The 22,168-nt window shown below is 63.0% G+C and carries 23 protein-coding genes, 1 other RNA gene and 1 pseudogene; 17 read left to right on the plus strand and 8 right to left on the minus strand.

What is annotated here, in order from left to right:
• Window positions 1-12: 12 nt before the first annotated feature.
• Window positions 13-371, minus strand: a transfer-messenger RNA (tmRNA) gene (gene ssrA / locus NKI05_RS28295).
• A gap of 168 nt (window positions 372-539) precedes the next feature.
• Between ssrA and NKI05_RS28300 the strand changes: the two genes are divergently transcribed.
• Both NKI05_RS28300 and NKI05_RS28305 read left to right on the plus strand, forming a co-directional pair.
• The gene (locus tag NKI05_RS28300; protein WP_023668323.1) at window positions 540-851 is read left to right on the plus strand and encodes a DUF2853 family protein; all 312 of its coding nucleotides are present in this window, start codon (window positions 540-542) and stop codon (window positions 849-851) included.
• A gap of 373 nt (window positions 852-1,224) precedes the next feature.
• Window positions 1,225-2,019 (plus strand): thymidylate synthase, encoded by a 795-nt coding sequence (locus NKI05_RS28305; protein ID WP_023688064.1) that lies wholly within the window; start codon window positions 1,225-1,227, stop codon window positions 2,017-2,019.
• A 28-nt stretch (window positions 2,020-2,047) separates the two neighbouring features.
• Here the strand turns inward: NKI05_RS28305 and NKI05_RS28310 are convergent.
• Window positions 2,048-2,245 (minus strand): annotated as a pseudogene (locus NKI05_RS28310) (TOBE domain-containing protein).
• A 159-nt stretch (window positions 2,246-2,404) separates the two neighbouring features.
• Between NKI05_RS28310 and modA the strand changes: the two are divergent.
• From modA to NKI05_RS28330, 4 genes are all read left to right on the plus strand, one after another.
• Window positions 2,405-3,199 (plus strand): molybdate ABC transporter substrate-binding protein, encoded by a 795-nt coding sequence (gene modA / locus NKI05_RS28315; RefSeq protein ID WP_155929650.1) that lies wholly within the window; start codon window positions 2,405-2,407, stop codon window positions 3,197-3,199.
• A gap of 15 nt (window positions 3,200-3,214) precedes the next feature.
• Window positions 3,215-3,919: a molybdate ABC transporter permease subunit gene (modB, locus tag NKI05_RS28320; protein WP_023753516.1), complete on the plus strand. Its 705-nt coding sequence runs from the start codon at window positions 3,215-3,217 to the stop codon at window positions 3,917-3,919.
• Complete coding sequence (modC, locus tag NKI05_RS28325) at window positions 3,916-5,028, plus strand: molybdenum ABC transporter ATP-binding protein (RefSeq protein ID WP_023753515.1); 1,113 nt, start codon at window positions 3,916-3,918, stop codon at window positions 5,026-5,028. Before modB ends, modC begins: the two co-directional genes overlap by 4 nt.
• 69 nt (window positions 5,029-5,097) lie before the next feature.
• Complete coding sequence (locus NKI05_RS28330) at window positions 5,098-5,439, plus strand: winged helix-turn-helix domain-containing protein (protein ID WP_023667411.1); 342 nt, start codon at window positions 5,098-5,100, stop codon at window positions 5,437-5,439.
• 202 nt (window positions 5,440-5,641) lie between these two features.
• Here the strand turns inward: NKI05_RS28330 and cobF are convergent, their stop codons facing one another.
• A complete protein-coding gene (gene cobF, locus NKI05_RS28335; RefSeq protein ID WP_023667410.1) occupies window positions 5,642-6,415 on the minus strand; it encodes a precorrin-6A synthase (deacetylating) in 774 nt (257 codons plus the stop codon).
• Between the two features lie 147 nt (window positions 6,416-6,562).
• Here cobF and NKI05_RS28340 point away from each other — a divergent pair, with 147 nt between their 5' ends.
• The 6 genes from NKI05_RS28340 to NKI05_RS28365 all read left to right on the plus strand — a co-directional run bounded on the left by NKI05_RS28340 (window position 6,563) and on the right by NKI05_RS28365 (window position 12,275).
• Window positions 6,563-7,579 carry a DUF4424 domain-containing protein gene (locus NKI05_RS28340; RefSeq protein ID WP_023815553.1) on the plus strand — a complete coding sequence of 339 codons (1,017 nt, stop codon included), beginning with the start codon at window positions 6,563-6,565 and terminating at the stop codon, window positions 7,577-7,579.
• Window positions 7,579-8,097 (plus strand): dihydrofolate reductase, encoded by a 519-nt coding sequence (locus tag NKI05_RS28345; protein ID WP_023753512.1) that lies wholly within the window; start codon window positions 7,579-7,581, stop codon window positions 8,095-8,097. Before NKI05_RS28340 ends, NKI05_RS28345 begins: the two co-directional genes overlap by 1 nt.
• A gap of 145 nt (window positions 8,098-8,242) precedes the next feature.
• Window positions 8,243-9,352 (plus strand): FtsH protease activity modulator HflK, encoded by a 1,110-nt coding sequence (gene hflK / locus NKI05_RS28350; protein WP_023682090.1) that lies wholly within the window; start codon window positions 8,243-8,245, stop codon window positions 9,350-9,352.
• Window positions 9,352-10,329, plus strand: a complete 978-nt coding sequence (hflC, locus tag NKI05_RS28355) for a protease modulator HflC (RefSeq protein ID WP_023682089.1) — start codon at window positions 9,352-9,354, stop codon at window positions 10,327-10,329. The genes hflK and hflC overlap by 1 nt, the downstream gene beginning before the upstream one ends.
• Window positions 10,330-10,333: 4 nt before the next feature.
• Entirely contained in the window at window positions 10,334-10,519 is a 186-nt protein-coding gene (locus NKI05_RS28360) for a DUF2065 domain-containing protein (RefSeq protein WP_023668333.1), read from the plus strand.
• A gap of 238 nt (window positions 10,520-10,757) precedes the next feature.
• Window positions 10,758-12,275 (plus strand): DegQ family serine endoprotease, encoded by a 1,518-nt coding sequence (locus tag NKI05_RS28365; RefSeq protein ID WP_023682088.1) that lies wholly within the window; start codon window positions 10,758-10,760, stop codon window positions 12,273-12,275.
• Window positions 12,276-12,318: 43 nt separating this feature from the next.
• Here NKI05_RS28365 and NKI05_RS28370 read toward each other — a convergent pair whose 3' ends face one another.
• Window positions 12,319-12,891 carry a GNAT family N-acetyltransferase gene (locus NKI05_RS28370; RefSeq protein ID WP_023815552.1) on the minus strand — a complete coding sequence of 191 codons (573 nt, stop codon included), beginning with the start codon at window positions 12,889-12,891 and terminating at the stop codon, window positions 12,319-12,321.
• Complete coding sequence (gene serB / locus NKI05_RS28375; RefSeq protein WP_023815551.1) at window positions 12,888-13,775, minus strand: phosphoserine phosphatase SerB; 888 nt, start codon at window positions 13,773-13,775, stop codon at window positions 12,888-12,890. Before serB ends, NKI05_RS28370 begins: the two co-directional genes overlap by 4 nt.
• Here serB and miaA point away from each other — a divergent pair.
• Window positions 13,765-14,748, plus strand: a complete 984-nt coding sequence (miaA, locus tag NKI05_RS28380) for a tRNA (adenosine(37)-N6)-dimethylallyltransferase MiaA (protein ID WP_023815550.1) — start codon at window positions 13,765-13,767, stop codon at window positions 14,746-14,748. The genes serB and miaA overlap by 11 nt on opposite strands.
• A gap of 130 nt (window positions 14,749-14,878) precedes the next feature.
• Window positions 14,879-15,670 (plus strand): GGDEF domain-containing protein, encoded by a 792-nt coding sequence (locus NKI05_RS28385; RefSeq protein WP_023668337.1) that lies wholly within the window; start codon window positions 14,879-14,881, stop codon window positions 15,668-15,670.
• Between the two features lie 225 nt (window positions 15,671-15,895).
• On the opposite strand, the gene NKI05_RS28390 is transcribed toward NKI05_RS28385, so the two are convergent.
• The gene (locus tag NKI05_RS28390; protein WP_023815549.1) at window positions 15,896-17,728 is read right to left on the minus strand and encodes an ATP-binding protein; all 1,833 of its coding nucleotides are present in this window, start codon (window positions 17,726-17,728) and stop codon (window positions 15,896-15,898) included.
• A gap of 152 nt (window positions 17,729-17,880) precedes the next feature.
• On the opposite strand from NKI05_RS28390, the gene NKI05_RS28395 reads away from it, so the two are divergent.
• From NKI05_RS28395 to NKI05_RS28405, 3 genes are read left to right on the plus strand one after another with little or no spacing between them, the layout of a single operon-like run.
• Complete coding sequence (locus NKI05_RS28395) at window positions 17,881-18,447, plus strand: helix-turn-helix domain-containing protein (RefSeq protein WP_023733840.1); 567 nt, start codon at window positions 17,881-17,883, stop codon at window positions 18,445-18,447.
• A gap of 4 nt (window positions 18,448-18,451) precedes the next feature.
• Complete coding sequence (locus NKI05_RS28400; protein WP_023668340.1) at window positions 18,452-18,760, plus strand: hypothetical protein; 309 nt, start codon at window positions 18,452-18,454, stop codon at window positions 18,758-18,760.
• 15 nt (window positions 18,761-18,775) lie between these two features.
• The gene (locus tag NKI05_RS28405) at window positions 18,776-19,297 is read left to right on the plus strand and encodes a GNAT family N-acetyltransferase (RefSeq protein ID WP_023733839.1); all 522 of its coding nucleotides are present in this window, start codon (window positions 18,776-18,778) and stop codon (window positions 19,295-19,297) included.
• Here NKI05_RS28405 and NKI05_RS28410 read toward each other — a convergent pair.
• Both NKI05_RS28410 and NKI05_RS28415 read right to left on the minus strand, forming a co-directional pair.
• Window positions 19,294-21,096 (minus strand): NAD(P)/FAD-dependent oxidoreductase, encoded by a 1,803-nt coding sequence (locus tag NKI05_RS28410; RefSeq protein WP_023815548.1) that lies wholly within the window; start codon window positions 21,094-21,096, stop codon window positions 19,294-19,296. The genes NKI05_RS28405 and NKI05_RS28410 overlap by 4 nt on opposite strands.
• A gap of 138 nt (window positions 21,097-21,234) precedes the next feature.
• Window positions 21,235-22,125: a LysR family transcriptional regulator gene (locus tag NKI05_RS28415; protein WP_023815547.1), complete on the minus strand. Its 891-nt coding sequence runs from the start codon at window positions 22,123-22,125 to the stop codon at window positions 21,235-21,237.
• Window positions 22,126-22,168 lie beyond the last annotated feature (43 nt).

Genomic DNA, 22,168 nt, shown 5'->3' on the forward strand with positions numbered 1-22,168 from the left:
GAGGAGGGGAGAAGTGGAGGTTTCTGTTGCCAGGTACCTCCGAACCCCGCCTAGAAGTGCGAACCTCTAGGGCTTGATTTGAAGCTATCGCACCGCTTAAGCGGCGAGACGTGCTTCCGCATAGTTGTCATTTGCAACTACAGGTTTAGCCCGATGACGGTGGTACCATGCCGGGCAAAAGTACGATCTTTACACCTTCGTCGATCCTATTTCGCCCCCAGCAACAGCCGCTCTGATCACAGAGCGGTTCTTGGTGGAGGCGCCGGGTACCGCCCCCGGGTCCGAACGGCTTATTACATCGCCCATTTATCGCCATAGTCGGTCAAGCCGACAAAACGAATATAGGGGGCGGGCGCACAAAATGAAAGGCCGCAATGACACTTCTTGGCCGCACCAAACTGCGGCGCCGAGGGTTGACTCGCGCGCGGTCTCAACCGAAGCTTTGCGATGGTGAGGAGTATCGACCGAGCGCACAAGTTGCGGCAGCGCGCCACAGCCCTCATCGATCGGATCCCGTGGCGCCGACATGGGGAAATTTGATGGCCGATTATCTCGCAGACGTGAAGAAATACGACGCCGCCGCAAATGCCGATGTGGTTGCCAAGATTGTGAAACATCTGGGCATCGCGCTGCGCAACCGCGATTCCTCGCTGGTATCCTGCACCGACCCCAAGGAATTGGAGCGCGTCAAGACCAACTGGGTTGCCAAGAAACTCGGCGTGACCGACGGGGCGAAAGCCGACTCAGCGATCGAGAAGACCTGCAAGGCGTTGGCCGCCGACAGCTCCAAGAGCCGCGTGACTTTCTACTATCTGGTCGCCAAGGATCTGGGCAAGCTCGGCTCTTTGTAGAGATTATTGCCGATAGGTAGAGCGCGCGTTTGATTTTGCTCCTCACCGGAGGTCAGCACCGCCCCTCATTGCCCTGCCGGGCATTTCTCCCCGTATAGTGACGGGGAGAAAGGGCTGACCGCAGCCTTGGCTCTCTCTCTCTCTCTCTCTCTCTCTCTCTCTCTCTCTCTCTCGAACGCTTGTGATTGGCGAAACCGCTGATCACAGCGCCCCTCTCCCCGTCCCTATACGGGGAGAGGATGCCGGCAGGCAGGTGAGGGGCAGCGCTAACCCTTGAAGAGTGATGGGGCAAGCCGCGTTCTGGTCCTTTTGCTGTGTTCGGCCGGCGGCCAGTCGGTTATGATGGCGGTAACCCCGAATCGAGGCGAAGCCGATGCGCCAGTATCTCGACCTTTTGCAGCATGTGCTGGACAATGGCGCCGACCGTGGCGACCGCACGGGCACCGGCACGCGTGGGGTGTTCGGGTACCAGATGCGCTTCGACCTGTCGCGCGGCTTTCCCGTCACCACCACCAAGAAGCTGCATCTGAAGTCGATCATCCATGAACTCCTGTGGTTCCTGGCCGGCGACACCAACATCAAATACCTTAGAGATCATGGCGTTTCGATCTGGGACGAATGGGCCGACGAGAATGGCGATCTCGGCCCGGTCTATGGCAAGCAGTGGCGCTCTTGGCCGGATGGCCATGGCGGGTCGATCGACCAGATTGCCAATGTTCTGAAGGAGATACGCAGGAATCCGAATTCACGCCGGCTGATCGTTTCGGCGTGGAACCCGGCCGAAGTGGAGGCGATGGCGCTGCCGCCCTGCCACTGCCTGTTCCAGTTCTACGTCTCGGACGGCAAGCTGTCCTGCCAGCTCTACCAGCGCTCGGCCGACATTTTTCTCGGCGTACCCTTCAACATCGCTTCCTACGCGCTGCTGACCCTGATGGTGGCGCAGGTGACCGGGCTGAAGCCCGGCGAGTTCGTCCATACGCTGGGCGATGCGCATCTCTATTCCAACCATTTCGAGCAGGCGCGCGAGCAATTGCGGCGCACACCCAAGGCGCTGCCGACGCTGTGGATCAATCCGGAGGTGAAGGACCTGTTCGCCTTCCGCTTCGAGGATTTCCGGCTGGAAAACTATTTTGCCGACGCGTCGATCAAGGCGCCGATCGCGGTCTGATCCGTCCACCGTCAATCAATTCCGACCCTCAATCGATGTCGACCATGACGTCGGTTGCCTTGATCATGGCATAGGCTGCTTGCCTTTTTCGAGCTTGAGATCGGCAACGGCCTCGTTGGTGATCGAAGCGTGACGACGGAGCCGGCGACATCACCGCGGACAGGCGAGGTGCTTTGACGATCTCGACGATCGTTCCCTTGAGGATGTTGCGGGCGCTGATCTTCATCGGAGTTCCTTTCCGGGTTTCGGTGCACGTCCAAACCAGAACAATCGATGCCGAACATACGCTTTCGCAGGAGGCGGCCTTCCCTTGTTATATTCATCCAGATATATCGGTCGGCAGGAGTCGAGCCAGCAGATTTCAAGCCCAGGGAGAGTTTTCATGTTGGGGCACAAAGGTTTTGGTATGATGGCAATCGCGATTGGCGGCTTTGCCGTAGCTCTGATGGCCGCGATGCCGGCGGCTCACGCGGGAGACAAGGTGATCGTGTTTGCCGCAGCCAGCCTCAAGGACGGGCTCGACGCCGTCACCAAGGCCTGCGAAGCCGATGTCGGTGAAGCGGCGACGGTCTCCTACGCCGCGAGCTCGGCGCTGGCCAAGCAGATCGAAAGCGGGGCGCCCGCCGATGTGTTCATCTCGGCCGACCTCGACTGGATGAAATATCTCTCCGACAAGAAACTGACCAAGCCGGACACCGAGGTGAAACTGCTCGGCAACCAGATCGTGCTGGTGGCGCCGAAGGATTCCAAGGTCGAAACCAGGATCGAGAAAGGCTTCGACCTCGCCAAGCTGATCAGCGACGGCAAGCTCGCCATGGGCGACGTCAAGGCGGTGCCGGCCGGCAAGTATGGCAAGGCGGCACTTGAATCGCTCGGCGTCTGGTCGTCGGTCGAAGGCAAGGTGGCGCAGGCCGAGAATGTGCGCGCCGCGCTGAAGCTGGTTTCAACGGGCGAGGCCGCGCTCGGCATCGTCTATGCCACCGACGCGCATGCCGACAAGGGCGTCAAGGTGGTCGGCACCTTCCCGGAGGATTCGCACCCGCCGATCATCTATCCGGTTGCCCAGACCACCGATTCGAAGGACAAGGATACCCCGGCTTTCCTGAAGTGCCTGCAGTCCGCCAAGGCGGTGGAGCTGTTTAGGGATCAGGGTTTCACCGTGCTCACGCCGAGCAATTAAGGTAGCGGCTGACGCATGAACTGGCTGCTGGACCTCACTCCCGACGAATGGAATGCGGTCCGGCTGTCGATCAAGGTGGCGACGGTGGCGATGCTGTTCAGCCTGCCGCCGGGCATCTTGATGGCGCTTTTGCTGGCCCGCGGAAAATTCTGGGGCAAGACGCTGCTCAACGGTGTGGTTCACCTGCCGTTGATCCTGCCGCCGGTGGTGACAGGTTATCTCTTGCTGCTTACCTTCGGCCGGCGCGGGCCGGCGGGAGCGTTCCTGGCCGAGCATTTCGGCCTCGTCTTCTCGTTTCGCTGGACCGGCGCCGCACTGGCCTGCGGCATCATGGGCTTTCCCCTGATGGTGCGGGCGATCCGGCTGTCGATCGAGGCGGTCGACCGCAAAATGGAGGCAGCGGCGGGAACGCTCGGCGCCAACCCGATTTGGGTCTTCGCCACCATCACGCTGCCGCTGATCCTGCCCGGGCTGATCGCCGGCTCGATCCTGTCCTTCGCCAAGGCGATGGGCGAGTTCGGCGCCACCATAACCTTCGTCTCCAACATTCCCAACGAGACGCAAACGCTCCCGTCGGCGATCTACACCTTCACGCAGGTGCCTGGCGGCGATGACGGGGCGCTCAGGCTGATGCTGATCTCCATCGTCATCTCGATGGCCGCATTGGTCGCCTCGGAAGTGCTGGCGCGGCGCGTCGGCCGGCGGATGGACATCGAATGAGCGTGCTGGTGGACATCAGCCATCGACTCGGCGGTTTCGCCGTCGACGCGCGTTTCGAAAGCGCCGGGCGGCTGACGGCGCTGTTCGGGCCCTCGGGCTCCGGCAAGACGACGCTGATCAACGTGATCGCCGGCCTGATCCGGCCGACCAAGGGCCGTATCGCGGTCGACGGCCGTGTGCTGGTCGACACCGGTGCCGGCATTTTCGTGCCGAAGCACAAGCGCCGGATCGGCATGGTGTTCCAGGACGCGCGGCTGTTTCCGCATATGAGCGTGGCCGGCAATCTGCGCTACGGCCGCTGGTTCACGCCGCCGGCGGAGCGCTATGCGGATATCGACGCGGTCGTCGAACTGCTCGGCATCGGTCCACTGCTCGACCGGCGACCGGCAAAGCTGTCGGGCGGCGAGAAGCAGCGCGTGGCGATCGGCCGGGCGCTGCTTGCCAGCCCGAAACTGCTGTTGATGGACGAGCCGCTGGCCTCGCTCGACGATGCGCGCAAAGCCGAGATCCTGCCCTATATCGAGCGGCTGCGCGACGAGACGAAGATCCCGATCGTCTATGTCAGCCATTCCGTCGCCGAAGTGGCGCAGCTGGCCAGCGACGTGGTGGTGATGGCGCAAGGCAAGGTCGCAGCCTCCGGTCCGACCGGCGCGATCATGCAACGGCTCGAATTGCTGCCGGCGGAGGAACGCGGCGAGGGCGGCGCGGTGCTCGACACCAAGGTGCTGCGCCATGATGAGATCTTCGGGATGACCGTGCTCGGCTCGGCGGCGGGCGAAATCCGGGTGCCGCTTCTGGCGGTCTCGGTCGGCGCGCCTGTGCGCATCCGCATCCGCGCCCGCGATGTGATGATCGCCACCGAACAGCCGAAAGGTCTCAGTGCGCTCAACATCCTGCCGGGCGCCATCGTCGCAATCGGCCCGGGCGAGGGGCCGACGGTCGAAATCGGCATCGACTGCAATGGCGCAACCGTGCTTGCGCGCATTACCGAACAATCCAGGCAGGTACTGAACCTTCAACTCGGCGGCAAGGTGTTCGCGGTGATCAAGACTGTCAGTTTCGACCGCGCCAACACCGGCGCCGGGCTGCCGGCCGAAGCGGATGGCTGATAGCCGCTATATCGTTTTGGAATAGCGCTATGGGTCGAGAGGGGCTAGTGTGACCGTGGAGGACAAGAGATGCCGTCGCTGAGCCTGCGGATAAATCTCGATCCGGACGGGCGCATAGGTCCGGGCAAGATCGAATTGCTGGAGCAGATCGCCACTTTCGGCTCGATCTCGGCTGCGGCACGCGGCATGGAGATGTCCTACAAGCACGCCTGGGATCTGGTGGAAGATATGAACCGTGTGTTCGGCAAGCCACTGGTCGCGGCGCAGACCGGCGGCAAAAAGGGCGGCGGCGCACAGCTGACCTCAGTTGGCCTTGCAGTCGTCAGCCGTTTTCGCGCTATCGAGCGCGCTGCGGCGGCAGCGGCGGCCACGCATATGGACGCCTTGCAGGCGGAGATTGATGCTGGGTGAGGGTTGAAGCTTGCGATCCGTCACACCCCCCTCTGTCCTGCCGGACATCTCCCCCGCAAGGGGGGAGATCAGCTAGCCCGTATACGGGCGCTAATCTGTTAGGCGATTGGCGAAATCCTCCGTGACGGCCAATCTCCCCACTAGAGGGGGAGATGTCCGGCAGGACAGAGGGGGGCGCGAAGGAACTCGACCTTTGAGCGCGCTATTCCTCGGGCTCTCCTGCTTTACGCAGCAGATAGGTGTCCATGATCCAGCCCTTTCTTTTCCGGGCTTCTTCTCTCGTCCTCTCAATCTCCTCGCCGACATCACCCAGGCGACCGGAAACGATGATCTCGTCCGGTGTGCCGAGATAGGCGCCCCAATGGATGATCAGATCCTTGTCTGCCAGCGTGTTGAAGGCGCATTTGCCGTCGAGCATGACCACGGCGCTGCCGGCATTGTGCGGCATGCCTTGTTCGGCGAGGCGGCGGCCGGTGGTGATCAGCACGGGGTCGCCGATGCGGTTCAGCGCCATCTTGTGGCCGGCGGCTAGCGCCTGGACGGCGGTGATGCCGGGAATGACCTCCAGTTCGAATGCGACATTGCCCCTCAGTCGTACGCGCGCGAGGATGCGCAGCGCGCTGTCATAGAGCGAGGGGTCGCCCCAGATCAGGAAGGCGCCGCAGCCGTCCTCGGCAAGTTCGTCGCGGACCAGGCTCTCATAGATCTGGGCGATGGCCTCGTGCCAGTCATCGACGGTCGAGCGATAGGAAGGCGCCGGCTCGGCGCGCACCGGCACGTCGAACTCGACGCGGCGCGATTTCGGATTGCTGACGAAACGGTCGCAGATATGGCGGCGCAATTCGGCAAGGTCGTTCTTCTTCGCCCCCTTGTCGGGGATAAACAGGACGTCCGCCCGGTTTAGGCCTGATATGGCCTGCACGGTCATATGGTCGGGATTGCCGGCGCCGATGCCGATGACGAGAAGCTTGCGCATGACGCGAACTCCTGCCCGATCGAAACCTGTTAGTCCAGACCGCCGATTGGCGTGTCCAGACACTGTGGCGTCCTGCTGGGAGACGGAAGGCTTTGAAACTCCACATTGAAACGGCTAGGGTCGCGGCATTCTTGGCGAGGGGCTTCGATGTTGCAATATGTTCTGTCCGTAGCGCTGGCGCTTTTAGCCGTGCCCGCGCTGGCCAATGATACGACCGCCGAACTCGGCACAGGTGGCCTGATCCTGTCGCGTAGCGACGCGGTGTCGATGCAAAGCGAGGACCTCTATATCTCGCCGGAAAAGATCACGGTCGACTACGTCTTCCACAACAACACCGACAAGGATGTAAATGCCATCGTCGCTTTTCCGCTGCCGGACATCGAAGGCAATCCGGAGGAAATGCCGGCCATCCCGGAAAACCAGAGCGACAATTTCCTTGGCTTCGAGGTGACGATCGACGGAGCGCCGGCAAAGCCGCAGCTCGAGCAGAAAGTGTTCGCTGTCGGCATCGATATCGGCGCCGATCTGAAGGCGCAGAACGTGCCGTTCAATCCGTTCGGCGATGCGGCCAAGGCGGCCCTGGCGAATCTGCCGAAAACGGTCTCCGAGGATTGGGAAAACCGCGGCATCATCATCGAGGATACGGGCAGCGACGGTACCGAGGCGAACAAGGTCTATACGCCGTGGTGGCAGTTGCGCTCGACCTATTGGTGGCGCGCGACATTTCCGGCCAACAAGGATGTCCACGTCTCGCACCGCTACAAACCGAGCGTCGGCGGCACGTCCTCGGTGAGTTTCTTCTATGACGGCAAGTTCACCGAGGGCAGCCAGTACACGACCTACAAGACCCGCTACTGCATGGACGACAGCTTCGAGAATGCAGTGCGCCAGGCCGCGAAGGCCGACGGTTATCCGCATTTTTACGAAAACCGCATTGCCTATATCCTGACCACCGGCGGCAACTGGGCCAATGGCGGCATCGGCAAGTTCAAGCTGACCGTCGACAAGGGCAATCCGAAAGCGCTGATCTCGTTTTGCGGCGACAATGTCAAGAAGGTCGGGCCGACGACCTTCGAGACGACGGCGCAGGATTTCTATCCCGAGCACAACATCGACATATTGCTTTTGGAGCCGTCGGATAACGGCGCCGGGGAAGCCAACTGATGGACGTCGCAATCTATGTCGCCATTGCGCAGAACGGCGTCATCGGGCGCGACGGCGGCTTGCCGTGGCGGCTGTCCACCGATCTCAAGCGCTTCAAGGCCGATACGATGGGCAAGCCCGTCATCATGGGCCGCAAGACTTATGAAGGCATCGGCCGGCCGCTGCCGGGCCGATTGAACATCGTGGTGACCCGCGACAAGGCCTGGCGCGCCGAGGGCATAGAGGTAGCGCACTCCCTGGAGGCCGCGATCCAGCTGGCCACGGTGCGCGGGCGTTGCATGAACGGCGTCGACGAAATCTGCGTCATCGGTGGCGGCGAGATCTATGCGCAGGCGCTGCCGCTGGCAGACCGGCTGCACGTCACCCATGTGCTGGCGACGGTCGATGGCGACGCGCATTTTCCCGACATCGATCCGGATTTGTGGCGCCTTGTCAACGCTCAGGACGTTCCGGCCGGTGAAAAGGACAGCCATGCGACGCGCTATTCGGTTTACGAGCGACGCCGCGGCGTGCATTGAGACGATAAAAGGGTCGCGAACGTCCAAAACGGACATGCTCGGCAGCGGATCGCGTTGAAAGCGCATCGCTGCGTCCCTATAGAAGAACAACTGGATTTTGCGCCGCAACGTCGGCGCTGAGGGAATCCCAAGCGAAAGGACATTCATGCCCTGGAACGACAAGAGCGGCGGCGGCGGCCCATGGGGCGGCGGCGGCAACAATCAGGGACCCTGGGGGCAGGGACCGAAGGGGCCTAGCGGCCCGCCGGGGTCACCTCCCGATCTCGAAGACATCATCCGCCGCGGCCAGGACCGGCTGCGGCGCGCGCTGCCCGGTGGCGGCGGCGCCAGCCCGGCCGTCTTTGCGCTGATCGCAGCGGCTCTGATCGTGCTGTGGGCGTTCAAGGCGGTCTACACCGTGCAGCCGGACGAGGTTGCGGTCGAGCTGCGCTTCGGCAAGCCGAAGGCGGAGCTGTCGCAGCCGGGTCTGCATTTCCATTGGTGGCCGGTCGAAACCGTCGAGACGGCCAACATCGCCGAACAACTCGTCGATATCGGTGGTGGCGGCGCGACGAGCGGCAACTCGTCGGGGCTGATGCTTACCGGCGACCAGAACATCGTCAACGTGCAGTTTTCGGTGGCCTATCAGGTCTCCGATCCCCGGGCCTATCTGTTCGACGTCTCCGATCCCGAAGGCATGCTGCAGCAGGTCGCAGAGAGCGCCATGCGCGAAGCGGTTGGCCGGCGACCGGCGCAGGACATCTTCCGCGACGACCGTCAGGGCATCGCCGCGTCGGTGCGTGAAATCATCCAGACGACGCTGGACGGCTACAAGGCCGGCCTGAATGTCAACGCGGTTTCGATCGAGGACGCGGCGCCGCCGCGTGAAGTGGCCGACGCGTTCGACGAAGTGCAGCGCGCCGAGCAGGACGAAGACAAGTTCGTCGAGCAGGCCAACCAGTATTCCAACCAGAAGCTTGGCCAGGCGCGTGGCGCCGCGGCGCAGATCCGCGAGGACGCGGCAGCCTACAAGAACCGTGTCGTCCAGGAAGCCGAAGGTGAGGCGCAGCGCTTCATCTCGGTCTATGACGAATACGCCAAGGCGCCCGATGTTACGCGCCGGCGGCTTTATCTGGAAACGATGGAGAAGGTGCTGAAGGATTCCAACAAGGTGATCGTCGAACAGGGCAATGGGCAAGGGGTCGTTCCCTATCTGCCGCTGCCGGCACTGCAACCGAAGGCGCCGCCGCCTGCGACCACGGGAGGAGCCCAGTGATGGCCAATCGTCTTCCCATCATCGCGGTCATCGCGGCCGTGCTTCTGTTCCTGCTCTACTCCTCGGTCTTCGTGGTCAACGCGCGCCAGCAGGCGCTCGTGCTGCGGTTCGGCGAGATCGTCGACGTCAAGAATGAACCCGGCATCTATTTCAAGGCGCCTTTCGCCTTCTTCGACGCCGACAGCGTGCAGTTGATCGAAAACAGGGTGCTGCGCTTCGATCTCGACAACATCCGCGTCCAGGTTTCGGGCGGCAAGTTCTACGAGGTCGACGCTTTCATCGCGTACCGCATCTCGGATCCGCGCGTGTTCCGCTCAGCCGTGTCCGGTCAGATCACACTGGCCGAAGCACGACTGAGGACGCGTCTCGATGCGGCGCTGCGCCGTGTCTACGGTCTGCGCGACTTCGAGGCGGCGCTTTCGGAAGAGCGGGCCGTGATGATGCGCGAAGTGCGCGATCAGCTTCGGCCCGACGCCACCTCGCTCGGCCTGCAGATCGAGGATGTGCGCATCCGCCGAACCGATCTGACGGCCGAGGTTTCGCAGCAGACCTTCGACCGCATGAAGGCCGAACGTTTGGCCGAGGCCGAACGGCTGAGGGCACGCGGCAAAGAGGCCGCGCAGCGCATCACCGCCCGCGCCGACCGCGAAGTGGTGGAAATCGTCGCCGAAGCGCGCAAGGAATCGGAAATCCTGCGTGGTGAAGGTGAAGCCCAGCGCAGCGCCACCTTTGCCGACGCCTACAAACGCGATCCGGCGTTCTTCGACTTCTACCGGTCGATGAATGCCTATGGCACGGCGCTGGACAACTCCGGGACGACGATGGTGCTGTCGCCGAACTCGGAGTTCTTCCGCTTCTTCCGCAATCCGGACGGGACGGACGCGAAGCCGGCGGCGCCTGCGGCTCCGGCGACGGCACCTGCCGCGCCGGCGACGGCACCTGCCGCGCCGGCTGCACAACCTGCACCCGCCCAGTAGGGCGGTGCAGGATTTCCTTGCGGCCATAGGCCTGGTCCTCGTTGTCGAGGGCCTGGTCTATGGCGGCTTTCCCGGCCTTGCCAAACGTCTTGCCGGCGAAGTGCTGTCGACGCCGGAAATTGCGCTGCGCATCGTCGGGCTGGTGGCGATCGCCATCGGCGTCGGCATCGTCTGGTTGGTGCGTGGCTGAGGACCGCTGATCTGCAATTCCAGGAAAGTGTGAGCGGTTTTCCGTCCGGAATTGCGTAAAAGCAAAGGGATTGAACGGTTCGCCGTTTCCGCGAAACGGCGAACCGCTCTAAGGTGTAACGGAGGATTTATCCTCCTGATGTGGCCATAGCCGCAAACGTGCCGTATTTCTTGCCAACATGACGCGACGCGGCGTTTTGCCGAAGCGCTTTTTCTTTTCAGATTCCGGGAGGCTTTCGATGACATCCAACACCCTTCTGCGCGCGGCGCGGCGGACGTTCATCGCAGGTGCTGCGGCACTTATGGTCGGCGCGCTTGCCGTTCCGGCTTTCGTGACGCCGACGGTGGCCGCGGACGGACCGGCTTCGGTTGCCGACCTCGCCGAAGGCCTGCTCGGTGCGGTGGTCAACATCTCGACCTCGCAGACCGTGAAGGGCACGGAAGGTCCGGGCGCGGTGCCGATGCCGCAGCTGCCGGAGGGTTCGCCGTTCCAGGATTTCTTCGACGACTTCTTCAAGAACCGTGGCGGCGACAAGGATGGCGGCGCGCAAAAGGTGCAGTCGCTGGGCTCCGGCTTCGTAGTCGACGCCGAGCAAGGCATTGTCGTCACCAACAACCACGTCATCGCCGATGCAGACGATATCGAGGTGAATTTCTCCGACGGCGTGACGCTCAAGGCGACGCTGGTCGGCACCGACACCAAGACCGACGTGGCGGTGCTCAAGGTCGACCCGAAGGGCCACAAGCTGACGGCGGTGAAGTTCGGCGATTCCAACAAGATGCGCGTCGGCGACTGGGTGATGGCGATCGGCAATCCGTTCGGCCTTGGCGGCACGGTGACGGTCGGCATCGTCTCGGCCCGCAACCGTGACATCAATTCCGGCCCCTATGACGACTTCATCCAGACCGACGCCGCCATCAACCGCGGCAATTCCGGCGGACCGCTGTTCAACAGCCTGGGCGAGGTCATCGGTATCAACACGGCGATCATCTCGCCGTCGGGCGGCTCGATAGGCATCGGTTTCTCCATCCCCTCGCAGCTTGCCTCGGGCGTCGTCGACCAGCTGCGCCAGTTCGGCGAGACCCGTCGCGGCTGGCTCGGCGTGCGCATCCAGCCGGTGACCGACGACATCGCCGAGAGCCTCGGCATGGCCACCGCCAAGGGCGCGCTGGTGGCCGGCGTCATCAAGGGCGGACCGGTCGACAACGGCACAATTCTCGCCGGCGACGTCATCATCAAGTTCGATGGCAAGGACATCCATGAAATGCGCGACCTGCCGCGCGTCGTGGCGGAAAGCCCGGTCGGCAAGGCGGTCGACGTGATCATCGTGCGCAAGGGCGTCGAGCAGACGGTGAAGGTGACGCTCGGCCGGCTTGAGGACGGCGAGAAGGTCGCTGCCGGTGAGGACGGCACTACCGATGAGGACAAGGGCGGCGACAAGGCGCCCGCGGTCTCCACGGCCTCGGTGCTCGGCATGACCGTCGGCGAGCTCAATGACGACACACGGAAAAAATTCGGCATCGCGGCCGACGTCTCCGGCGTCGTCATCACCGACGTCACCAAGGATTCGGCCGCCGCCGAGCGCGGCATCCAGGCCGGCGAGGTGATCACCGAAATCGCCCAGGAATCGGTCGCGACCCCGAAGGACGTGATGGACCGGATCGGCGCGCTGAAGGAGCAGGGCCGCAAGAATGCGCTCTTGATGCTGGCGTCCAAGACAGGCGAGTTGCGCTTCGTGACGATCCGGATGGATTGAGTCCGGAAAGCCCCATAACCGATTGTCTTCAGGGAAAGGGCGGCTAGCGAGCCGCCCTTTTTCGTGCCTGCCAGTCCGTGCGCGACAGTTTGTAGAGGACATGCCGCTTGAGGTGCGGGTGGCTGTCAGGGATGGATGGGTGGTCGAAATCGCGAGCCGGGTCAGGGGTCATGCCAAGACGCTCCATGACGGCCGTCGAGCGGCGGTTGGCCGCGACGGCGAAGGAGACGATCTCGTCGCGGTCAAGCGTTTCGAAGCCAAAGGCGAGCCAGGCTTCGGAGGCCTCCGTGACATAGCCCTTGCGCCAGAATTCCGGCGCCAACCGCCAGCCGATCTCGATCGTATCGGAAGGCAGGGACGGCACGTGATCGGTCTTTAAGAGACCGACGAAGCCGATGCATTCCCCAGTCGCGGCGATCTCGGCGGCGGCAAAACCAAAGCCGTCCTCGGCGATCCAGCCCCGAAACTCGTCCATCTTGGCATCCGTCTCGGCGCGGTCGCGGCGGAACGGAAAAAATTCCATCACCCGCTCGTCCGAATTGATGCGGTGGAAGAGTTCGCGATCGCGGTCTTCCCAATTGCGCAGGATGAGGCGCTCGGTGCGCATCGGTTTCATTGGGCGAACTCTTCCTGGCGGTAGCCCTGGAGATAAAGCAGCGCGGTGAGATCGCCATGGTCGATGCGGACCTTGGCTTCGGCAGCAACGGCCGGCTTGGCGTGGAGCGCGACACCGGTGCCGGCCAGGCGGATCATGTCGAGGTCGTTGGCGCCGTCGCCGACCGCAATCGCATCGAATGGCGTCAGGCCGAGGTGGGCCGAGATATCGTTCAGCGCATCGGCCTTGGCGGCGCGGCCGAGGATCGGCTCGGCGACCAGGCCGGCAAAGCGCCCGTTCTCCTCGATCAGGCGGTTGGCACGGTTTTCCTCGAAGCCGAGCATGGCGGCGACACGGCTGGTGAAGACGTCGAAGCCGCCGGAGACAAGCGCCGTCCAGGCGCCATTGGCGCGCATCGTCTGCACCAGGGCGCGGCCGCCCGACGCGAGCGTCAGGCGGTTCGCGATGATGCGGTCGACGACGGCGGCATCGAGGCCTTTCAGCAGCGCCACGCGTTCACGCAGCGCCGGCTCGAAAGCGATCTCGCCGTTCATCGAGCGTGCCGTGATGGCGGCAACGCGGTCCTTGACGCCGATCTCGTCGGCGAGTTCGTCGATGCATTCCTGGTCGATCATGGTTGAATCCATATCGGCAAGCAGGATTGTCTTGCGGCGGCTTTCGGCCTGCTGAACGATCACGTCGACCGGCTCTGAACCAAGTGCTGTGCGCAAGGCCGCACTTGCCTCAGCGGCTTCTGCCCCCTCGGGCAACACCAGATCGCAGGCGACGCCTTCGCCCAGCCAGCGAACAGCGCTTGCGCCGACCGACCGTGAGGCCATATTCGCAAGCGAGGCCGACATCGCGCGGCGGACGGGGTGAGACACAAGCGTGGCAATGAGCGGCATCGAGACTTCCAAGCAGCTAGGCGAGGGCGGGCAGGCGGGCGAGGGCCGCGTGAAGAACGCGATCCTGATAGCCGGGCCGACCGCCAGCGGCAAGTCGGCGCTGGCGCTCGATCTCGCCGAACGCAAGGGCGGTGTCATCGTCAACACCGATTCCATGCAAGGCTACTCGGTGCTCGACGTGCTGACGGCGCGGCCGAATGCCGCCGATCTCGCCCGCGCGCCGCACTTTCTCTATGGCCACGTGCATCCCTCGACCGCCTATTCCACCGGCGCCTGGCTGCGCGACGTGATGAAGCTGATCGATGACGGCACGCTTGCACGGCGACCCGATGGCGCCGGCTTCGAACGTCCGGTGATTTTCGTCGGGGGCACCGGGCTCTATTTTCGCGCACTTGCCGAGGGCATTTCGGAAATGCCCGACATTCCGCAGCAGGTACGCGACCGCTGGCGCTACGAGTTAAAGGAGCAAGGCGCAGCCAAGCTGCACCGCATCCTGATGCATGAAGATTCGGCGGTCGCCATGCAGCTGAAGCCGACCGACGGCCAGCGCATCGTGCGGGCGCTGGAGGTGCTCGACGCATCCGGCCGCTCCATCCTAGAATGGCAGGCAGCGCGCGGCCGGCCGCTGATCGACCGCGACAGCGCTCGGTTCTTCGTTATCGAGCCGGACCGCGCCCCCCTTGTCGAGCGGATCGAAACAAGGTTCGACCGCATGCTCGATCTCGGCGCGCTCGATGAGGTCAAACGGCTTGCGGCGCTTGGCCTCGATCCCGACCTGCCGGCGATGAAGGCGATCGGCGTTCGCGAACTTTCGGCTGCCATGGCGGGTGACATCAGCTTTCCTCAGGCCATCGAGCGCTGCAAGGCAGCGACGCGGCAATATGCCAAACGGCAAACGACGTGGTTTCGCCATCAGCTGGGACCGGAATGGCTGAGATTGCAGCCCGGCGGCCGCTTGCAAACCGCGACTTGATTTTCGTGCTGCCAATACAATTAAGGAAACAGAAGTAGGAATGAACATTCCCGCTCCGGTTGTCTGGATTAACCGTCCGTAAGGCGCCGGCATGCCATAGATCCGGCGGGTACTTTGCAACGGGAAGCAGATGCGTTTCCACAAGGCGGAATCCGCATTTTTCGTCTTTATTTTCGTGATCCTGGCCGCAGGCCTGGTGACGCTTTATGCCTATGGTCAATTGCAGTTCATCGCGGTCGGTCACGATACGACTTCCCGGGTCGAGAGGATCGCCTATCTCAACACGCTGCTGTTTGTCACCGGGGTGCTGCTGGCGACAGCGCTGTTCTTCGGCGTGTTCTTCATCTACCCGCTGATCCGTAGGCAGGCCACGGAAGAGGGCAAGCTGCGCGCCATGACGGTTTCGCTCAGCGCCCGCTCGGAAACGCTGCAGCATGCGGCATTGACCGACGGCCTTACCGGCATGCAGAACCGGCGCTACTTCGATGATGCGCTGAAGGAATATCTCGAGGAATTCCGCCGCATCGAAAAGCCCGTCGGGCTGATGATCCTCGACCTCGATCATTTCAAGCAGGTCAACGACACGCATGGCCACGATGTCGGCGACGAGGTGCTGAGGGCAGTCGCCAATTGCCTCAAAGGCATGACGCGCTATCACGACGTGGTGGCGCGGCTCGGCGGCGAAGAGTTCGCCGTTGTCACCCCCAACATGGACGCGGAGTTGTTGGGGAAGTTCGCCGAACGCATCCGCAAGGCGATTGCCAACATGTCGGTGCTGTCGGGCAATGTCCGCCTCAAGATCACCACCAGTGTCGGTCTTGCCGTCTGGGATCGGAAGGAAACGGCCGAGGAATTCTACCGCCGCGCCGACCGCCAGCTCTACGAGGCGAAGAGGCAAGGCCGCAACCGCGTCTGCGCCTAAAATCCCGAAGAAGAATTCATGAGGCCGGTTACCTGACGTGGCTTTCTCGACTTCCGGTGCTCACGGACTAAATGTCCGCTCCGCTCCGGCTTCTCGAAAGCCACGCCATTCAATCCGGCCTGATGAATTCCCTTTCGGGATTTTGCCCAAGCGGGCCAACGAAGCGGAGCCCTGGCGCTCCGGCGGCTTCTCAATTGGCCGGCAAAAAAGTCGCTACGCTGAAGGTCAATCGTTCTGCGGGCGCATGCCGAAGGTTGTGGGCTTGAGGCCGTAGCGCAGGTCGAAATCGTCGTCGGGCTGGACGCGCTGGGCGGTGGCCGGCTTGCGGTAATCGGGATCGCCGGCCTGGCGGCCGGAGTCCGCGACCTCGGCGAAGGCCATCTGCTGCTGCGGTTTCGGGACGTTGCGCAGCCGCTCGACGATGGCGGCGAGATCGACGTCGTTGCCGTCCTGCGAGAACTCGTCCTGCTCTCGCTTGGCGGTGCCGGGGATCAGGTTCTCCGCCAGTTTCTCGAACTTCAGCCGCATGGTCGTCGCCACGCCTTCACCGAAGGCGATGGCTTCGCGCTGGCCCATGGAGGACAGGAAGGCCAGCGTCGAGGCGGAGGAATCGGCGATCGCCGAGCGGATGATCGCCTGGTCCTGCTCATTGGCCAGCCGCATGGCGAAGAAGGTCGAGCATTGCGACAGGATGGTCGGATCGAGTTCACCCGGGCGCTGGGTGACGACGCCGAGATAGCAGCCATATTTGCGGCCTTCCTTGGCGATGCGCGACAGTGCATGCCTTGTCGGGGCGAAGCCAAGGCGTGGATCGGCCGGCATATAGCGGTGTGCTTCCTCGCACAGCAGCAACAGCTTCAGCCGGCCCTCGCTCCACAGCGCAAGGTCGAAGGCGAGCCGAGCCAGCACCGAACAGACGGAGTTGACCACTTCGGACGGCATGCCGGCCATCTCGAAGCAGGTCACCGGGCGGCCATGATGCGGCACACGGAAAATATTGCCGATCGTTTCGTGGATCGTGTCCTCGATCAGTCGCGAATTGAACATGAAGCGATAGCGCGGGTCGGACGCGGCGGACTCGATGCGCGTCTTCAGCGATTTCAGCGTCGGGCGGTCGTTCTTGCTTTCCAGGAGGCCCATGCGCTCGTCGATCTGCTTGATGAGATCGACCATGCGGTAGGGCACCGGCGTGTCGGCGGTCAGCGCATCGCTGCCGCGGCGCACGTAAGAGCCTGAATTGGGATTGCGATAGAGGTTCTTGGCGGCGGGGATCAGGTCGCGCAGGACATCGACTTCTTCCGGCACGACCTCTCGGCCGCGAAACAGCACTTCGGCGAATTCTTCAAGCCTGAACATCCAGAACGGCAGGTCAAGCGTCTTGGAATCGACCCGGACGCAGAACTCAGGCAGGGATGCCGCGAATTCATTGTGCGGATCGAGAATGAGGATTCGCAGATCGGGCCGGGCGGCGATCGATTTGCGCAGCAGCAGCGAGATGGCGGTGGATTTGCCGACGCCGGTTGTGCCGACAACGGCAAAATGGCGCGCCAGCGTGTCGTCGATGGCGATGTTGGCGTCGATCGACTCATCCTGCGACAGCGTGCCGATGGTGATGGAATGACGCCCGGCGAGATCGTAGACCGCCTGCAGGTCACGGGTACGGATGCGGTGCGCTATGGCGCCGATATGAGGATAGGTGGTGATGCCGCGGTCGAACACCGGTTTGGCGCCGGGCTCGGCGCCGTCGCGCACTTCGCCGATTAGTTCGACGCTGACCTCGATGGGATTTTGTCCCTCATTGCTCCAGGCGCGATCCGACTTGCCGATTTCGTAGACCAGACCAACGGTGCGCGATGTCCCGAGATTGATGGAGATCATCTTGCCGACGGTCCACAGGCCGGTGACCGCTCCTTCGATGTCGTCGGCATAGGCGCTGATGGTGGCGCGCGCACCGTCGCACTGCACGACGTTGCCGAGAATGCGCTTGTCGCTCTGCTCTGCGCGGCGGCGCTCCTGCGAGGTCGGTTCGCCGACGGAGGCTTCGCGCTCGACAAACATACGATCCGATCCCCATTCTCGTGGAGCCTCGATCCTACACAGACGGGGTTAAGGTGGCGTGATGCGGGATGGTGTAGCAGGGGTTAACCCGTCAGCGAAAATTCAACCGGCCGGCCTCTTTTCCGAATCCAAATATTCGATATATTGGACGAATGACTGATATAGCGAATGACATGTCGGCCACGATAGGCAGACGAATCCACGCCGAAAGAGCCTTGCGGGGCTGGTCGTTGGCCGACCTGGCGAACCGCTCCGGCGTCTCCAAAGCCATGCTCAGCACTATCGAGCGCGGCATGACCAGCCCGACGGCCGCGCTACTGGTGCGCATCGCCGCTGCTTTCGGCATGACGCTGTCGACGCTGATTGCACGCGCCGAGCAGCAAGGTGGCGGCCTGCTGCGCGAGAGTGAGCAGCCGGTTTGGCGCGACCCCGGTACGGGCTATGTCCGCCGGCATCTGTCGCCGGTTTCCGACACGCCGCTCGAATTGATCCGGGTGCAACTGCCGGCTGGCGCCAGTGTGAGTTTCCCGGCGGCGTCCTATGCCTTCATCAAGCAGCAGATGTGGCTGATCTCCGGGCGACTTGAGTTCACCGAGGGTGATATGGTGCATAGTCTCGAGCCCGGCGACTGCCTGGCGCTCGGCGCGCCGTCGGACTGCACGTTCCATGCCGTCGGACCGCAGCCGGCCGACTATCTGGTTGCGCTGGTCAGGGGCTGAAATCGTGGCAAGACGTCCCAAGCGCTCCGACAATGGCGGACCGCCGCTCGATGATTACAAGGGTCCGCCATGGGGCAGGGGCGATCCCTACATCTTCCTGGCCTGGCAGGCAGCGCATGCCAAGGCGTGGAAGGCGCCAAGCCGTGACGTGATGCTGATGCGCATGGAAAAGGCCGAGCGGCTTGGCCTGACCTATGAGGAATACACGCTCGAAATCCTCGAACGCGGGCTGCATCTGCAGCCGAAAGACACCGATCGCATCGCCGCGATCAAGGCGAGACGAAAGCGGCGCCGCGTCGCGCGTCTGGATTAGCAAGGGAAAGTGCAGGTGAGTCCCATCGAAATCAGGTCGCTGACTGCGGAAACACGCGACATGCTGGCCGACCTCCTGATCGAGACGGTCGCGGCCGGCGGCTCCGTCAGCTTCATGCATCCCTTATCCAGGCAAGCGGCGGAAACCTTCTGGAGCAACTCGTTGATGGCAGCAGAGAGAGGTGAAAGAGCGGTGCTGGGTGCTTGGTATGGCGACGCGTTGATCGGCACCGTCACCTTGCTGCTCGACTTTCCGGTCAATCAGCCGCACCGGGCCGAGATCGCCAAGCTCATGACCCGCGTCGAACACCGCGGCAAGGGCATAGCGAGCCGGCTGATGCGGGCGGCCGAAACGCTCGCCGTCGAGAAAGGCCGCACGCTTCTGGTGCTGGACACCGCAACCGAGGAGGGCGCTTCCAGCCTTTACGAAAAACTCGGCTTCACGCTCACTGGCGAAATACCGGACTTTGCCCTGAAACCGCATGGCGGGCTGACCGGCACGCTCATCTACTGGAAGCGCATCGGCGGCGCTGCCTAAGCCTTGTGGTGAACCTCTTGCAGCGCGTAGACCGGCGTCGCGATGCCTTCCATGCGCGCCTTCAGCTGCAGCGCCAGGAACTGGGAGTAATGGCGCGACTGGTGCAAATTGCCGCCATGGAACCACAGCGCCTCCTGCTGCGTCGGCTTCCACATGTTGCGCAGCTCGCCTTCCCAGGGGCCTGGGTCCTTCGTGGTGTTGGAGCCGAGGCCCCAGCATTTGCCGACCTTGTCGGCGACCTCCCGTGAGATCAAATCGGCCGCCCAGCCATTCATCGAACCGTAGCCGGTGGCGTAGACGATGAGATCGGCCGGCAGTTCCGATCCATCGCTGAGCAGGACCGAATGCTCCTTGATCTCCTTCACGTCGACACCGCTTTTCAGCTTGATCGACCCGTCGATGATCAGGTCGGAGGCGCCGACATCGATGTAATAGCCCGAGCCGCGTCGCAGATATTTCATGAAAAGGCCGGAGCCGTCGTCGCCCCAGTCGAGCATGAAGCCGGCCTTCTCCAGGCCTTTGTAGAAGTTGGCGTCGCGCTTCTTCATCTCGGCATAGGCCGGAATCTGGAATTCGTGCAGGATCTTGTAGGGCAGGGAGGCGAAGACGAGGTCGGCCTTGGCTGTGGTCATGCCGCTCGCAACCGCCTTTTCCGAATAGAGTGAGCCCAGGCCGATCTCCATCAGCGTGTCCGACTTGACGATGTGCGTGGTCGAGCGCTGCACCATGGTGACGTCGGCGCCGGCCTCCCAAAGGGCTGCTGCAATGTCGTGGGCGGAGTTGTTCGAGCCGATGACGACAGCTTGTCTGCCGACATAGGCATCGGGTCCCGGATGCGTCGAGGAGTGATGCTGGTCGCCCTTGAATGTGTCCATGCCCTTGAAGTTCGGCATGTTGGCCTTGCCGGATTGCCCCGTGGCCAGCACCAATTGTTTCGGCTTCAGCGTGATGTCCTTGCCGTCGCGGCGCACCACCACCGTCCATTCCTTCTTGCTGTCGTCATAGACAGCGCTCATGGCCTCGGTCGACGACCAGTAGTTCAGCTCCATTACCTTGGCGTACATTTCCAGCCAGTCGCCGATCTTGTCCTTGGGCGCGAAGACCGGCCAGTTCCTGGGAAAGTCGATATAGGGCAGATGGTCGTACCAGACCGGATCGTGCAGGCAGAGCGATTTGTAGCGCTTGCGCCAGCTGTCGCCGGCCCGTTCGTTCTTCTCGACGATGATGGTCGGCACGCCGAGCTGCCGCAGCCGCGCGCCGAGCGCGATGCCGCCCTGGCCGCCGCCAATGATGAGCGTATAGGGCTGCGTCTTGAAGCCGAGCTCGGCGGCCTCCTTCTCGCGCTCCTCCTTCCAGGTCGGGCGGTTCTTGCCATGGCCGTGCTTGGCGCCGAGCGGGCGGTCGAAACCGGCCGGCTCCTCATGGCCCTTCAGCTCGACCATGGTGGTGAGCAACGTCCAGATCTTGCCGTCCTTCAGCCGGATGTGGCCGAAGCCGCGCGCCACAGACGTTTCGAAACTGATCCAGCCGTCGAGCAGGCCATCGTTTTCAGTGGCGTCCTCGCCCCTGGCGATCGCCCAGTTCGATGGGTTGGTTTTGGCCAGCTGGCTCACCAGCATGTCGCGCACCTGGTCACGGCCTTCCATGGTCTTGATGTTCCAGGTGAAGCTGACGAGATCGCGCCAAAAACAATCCTCCTGAAAGCAGGCGACCGCCTTGTCGATGTCGCCGGCGGTGAGTGCCGCGCCGAAGCGATCGAGCAGGTCGGAAAGCTTCTTGTTGGGGGCCTTGTCGAGCATTGAATTTCCTCCGCGATTTTTCCTGGCCGCCCGTAGCGAACGGAACCCTGCCGAAGCTTGACGTCCGGCCTGGCGCAGTATCGCGGCAAATTATGCGCCGCGTCACGTCGTCCAATAGTTTGCCGCGTATTCAGGGGCTTATCGGGAAATCGGGACGCCGAAGACCGTCACGAACCAGCGGCGGACCGCTTCCTCGGCCGGGCTCAGATGCGCGCCCGAAGGTGCGGTCAGATAGTGGCCGGCACCGCTCGACAGCGTAAAGCCGGACAGGGTGACGAGAGATCCTTCGCGCAGTGCCGCGTCGGCCAACGGTCGCGATCCCAGCACCATGCCGGCGCCGTGCTTCGCCGCCTCCAGTGCGGTAACGAAACTGTCGAATTTGTGCGTCGGCCCGAGCGCCGGCTTCATCCGGGCGACGGCGAACCATTCGCCCCACATTTCCCGTGCGCCGACCACTGTAAGTCTCGGCAATCCCGTCCAATCCTTGACGTTGGCGAGATGTGGCGATGCCATCGGCGTTAAGGTTTCGCGGGTGAGGCGGTCGGCCTGCCGTCCGGCAAAGGAGCCGGAGCCAATGCCGAATCGGATGTCGAGACCCACAAAGCGCTCGCCGTAATCGGCCGGTGTGTGGATGGTCTCGATCTGCAGCTGGACGAAGGGCAGGTCCTTGGCCATTTGCGGCAGCTTCGGCGCGATCATCAGCACGGCAAACGAGATCGGCGAGCGTATCGTCACGCTCTGGACGGTCTTGGGTTCGAACAACTCGCGCGTGCTGTTGGCGATCACGGCAAAGGCCGATTGCAGATGCGGCAGGTAGGCGGCACCCTCCGGCGTCAATTCGACGCCGCGCGCCAGGCGGATGAACAGCGGCTGCTTCAACCGCTCTTCGAGAGAACGGATGTGCTGGCTGACCGCAGCCTGGGTCAGGCCAAGCTCGGCCGCGGCGGCGGTGAAATTCGACAGCCGCGCGGCGGCCTCGAAACTCCGCAGCCAGTCGAGCGGCGGCAAGGGCAGGGTTGTTTGAGGCATAAACCGTTTATGGCCTTTGGCCGCAAAATGATAATTTGAGTTA

The sequence above is a fragment of the Mesorhizobium sp. M0771 genome (assembly GCF_040320155.1).
GTDB lineage: Bacteria > Pseudomonadota > Alphaproteobacteria > Rhizobiales > Rhizobiaceae > Mesorhizobium.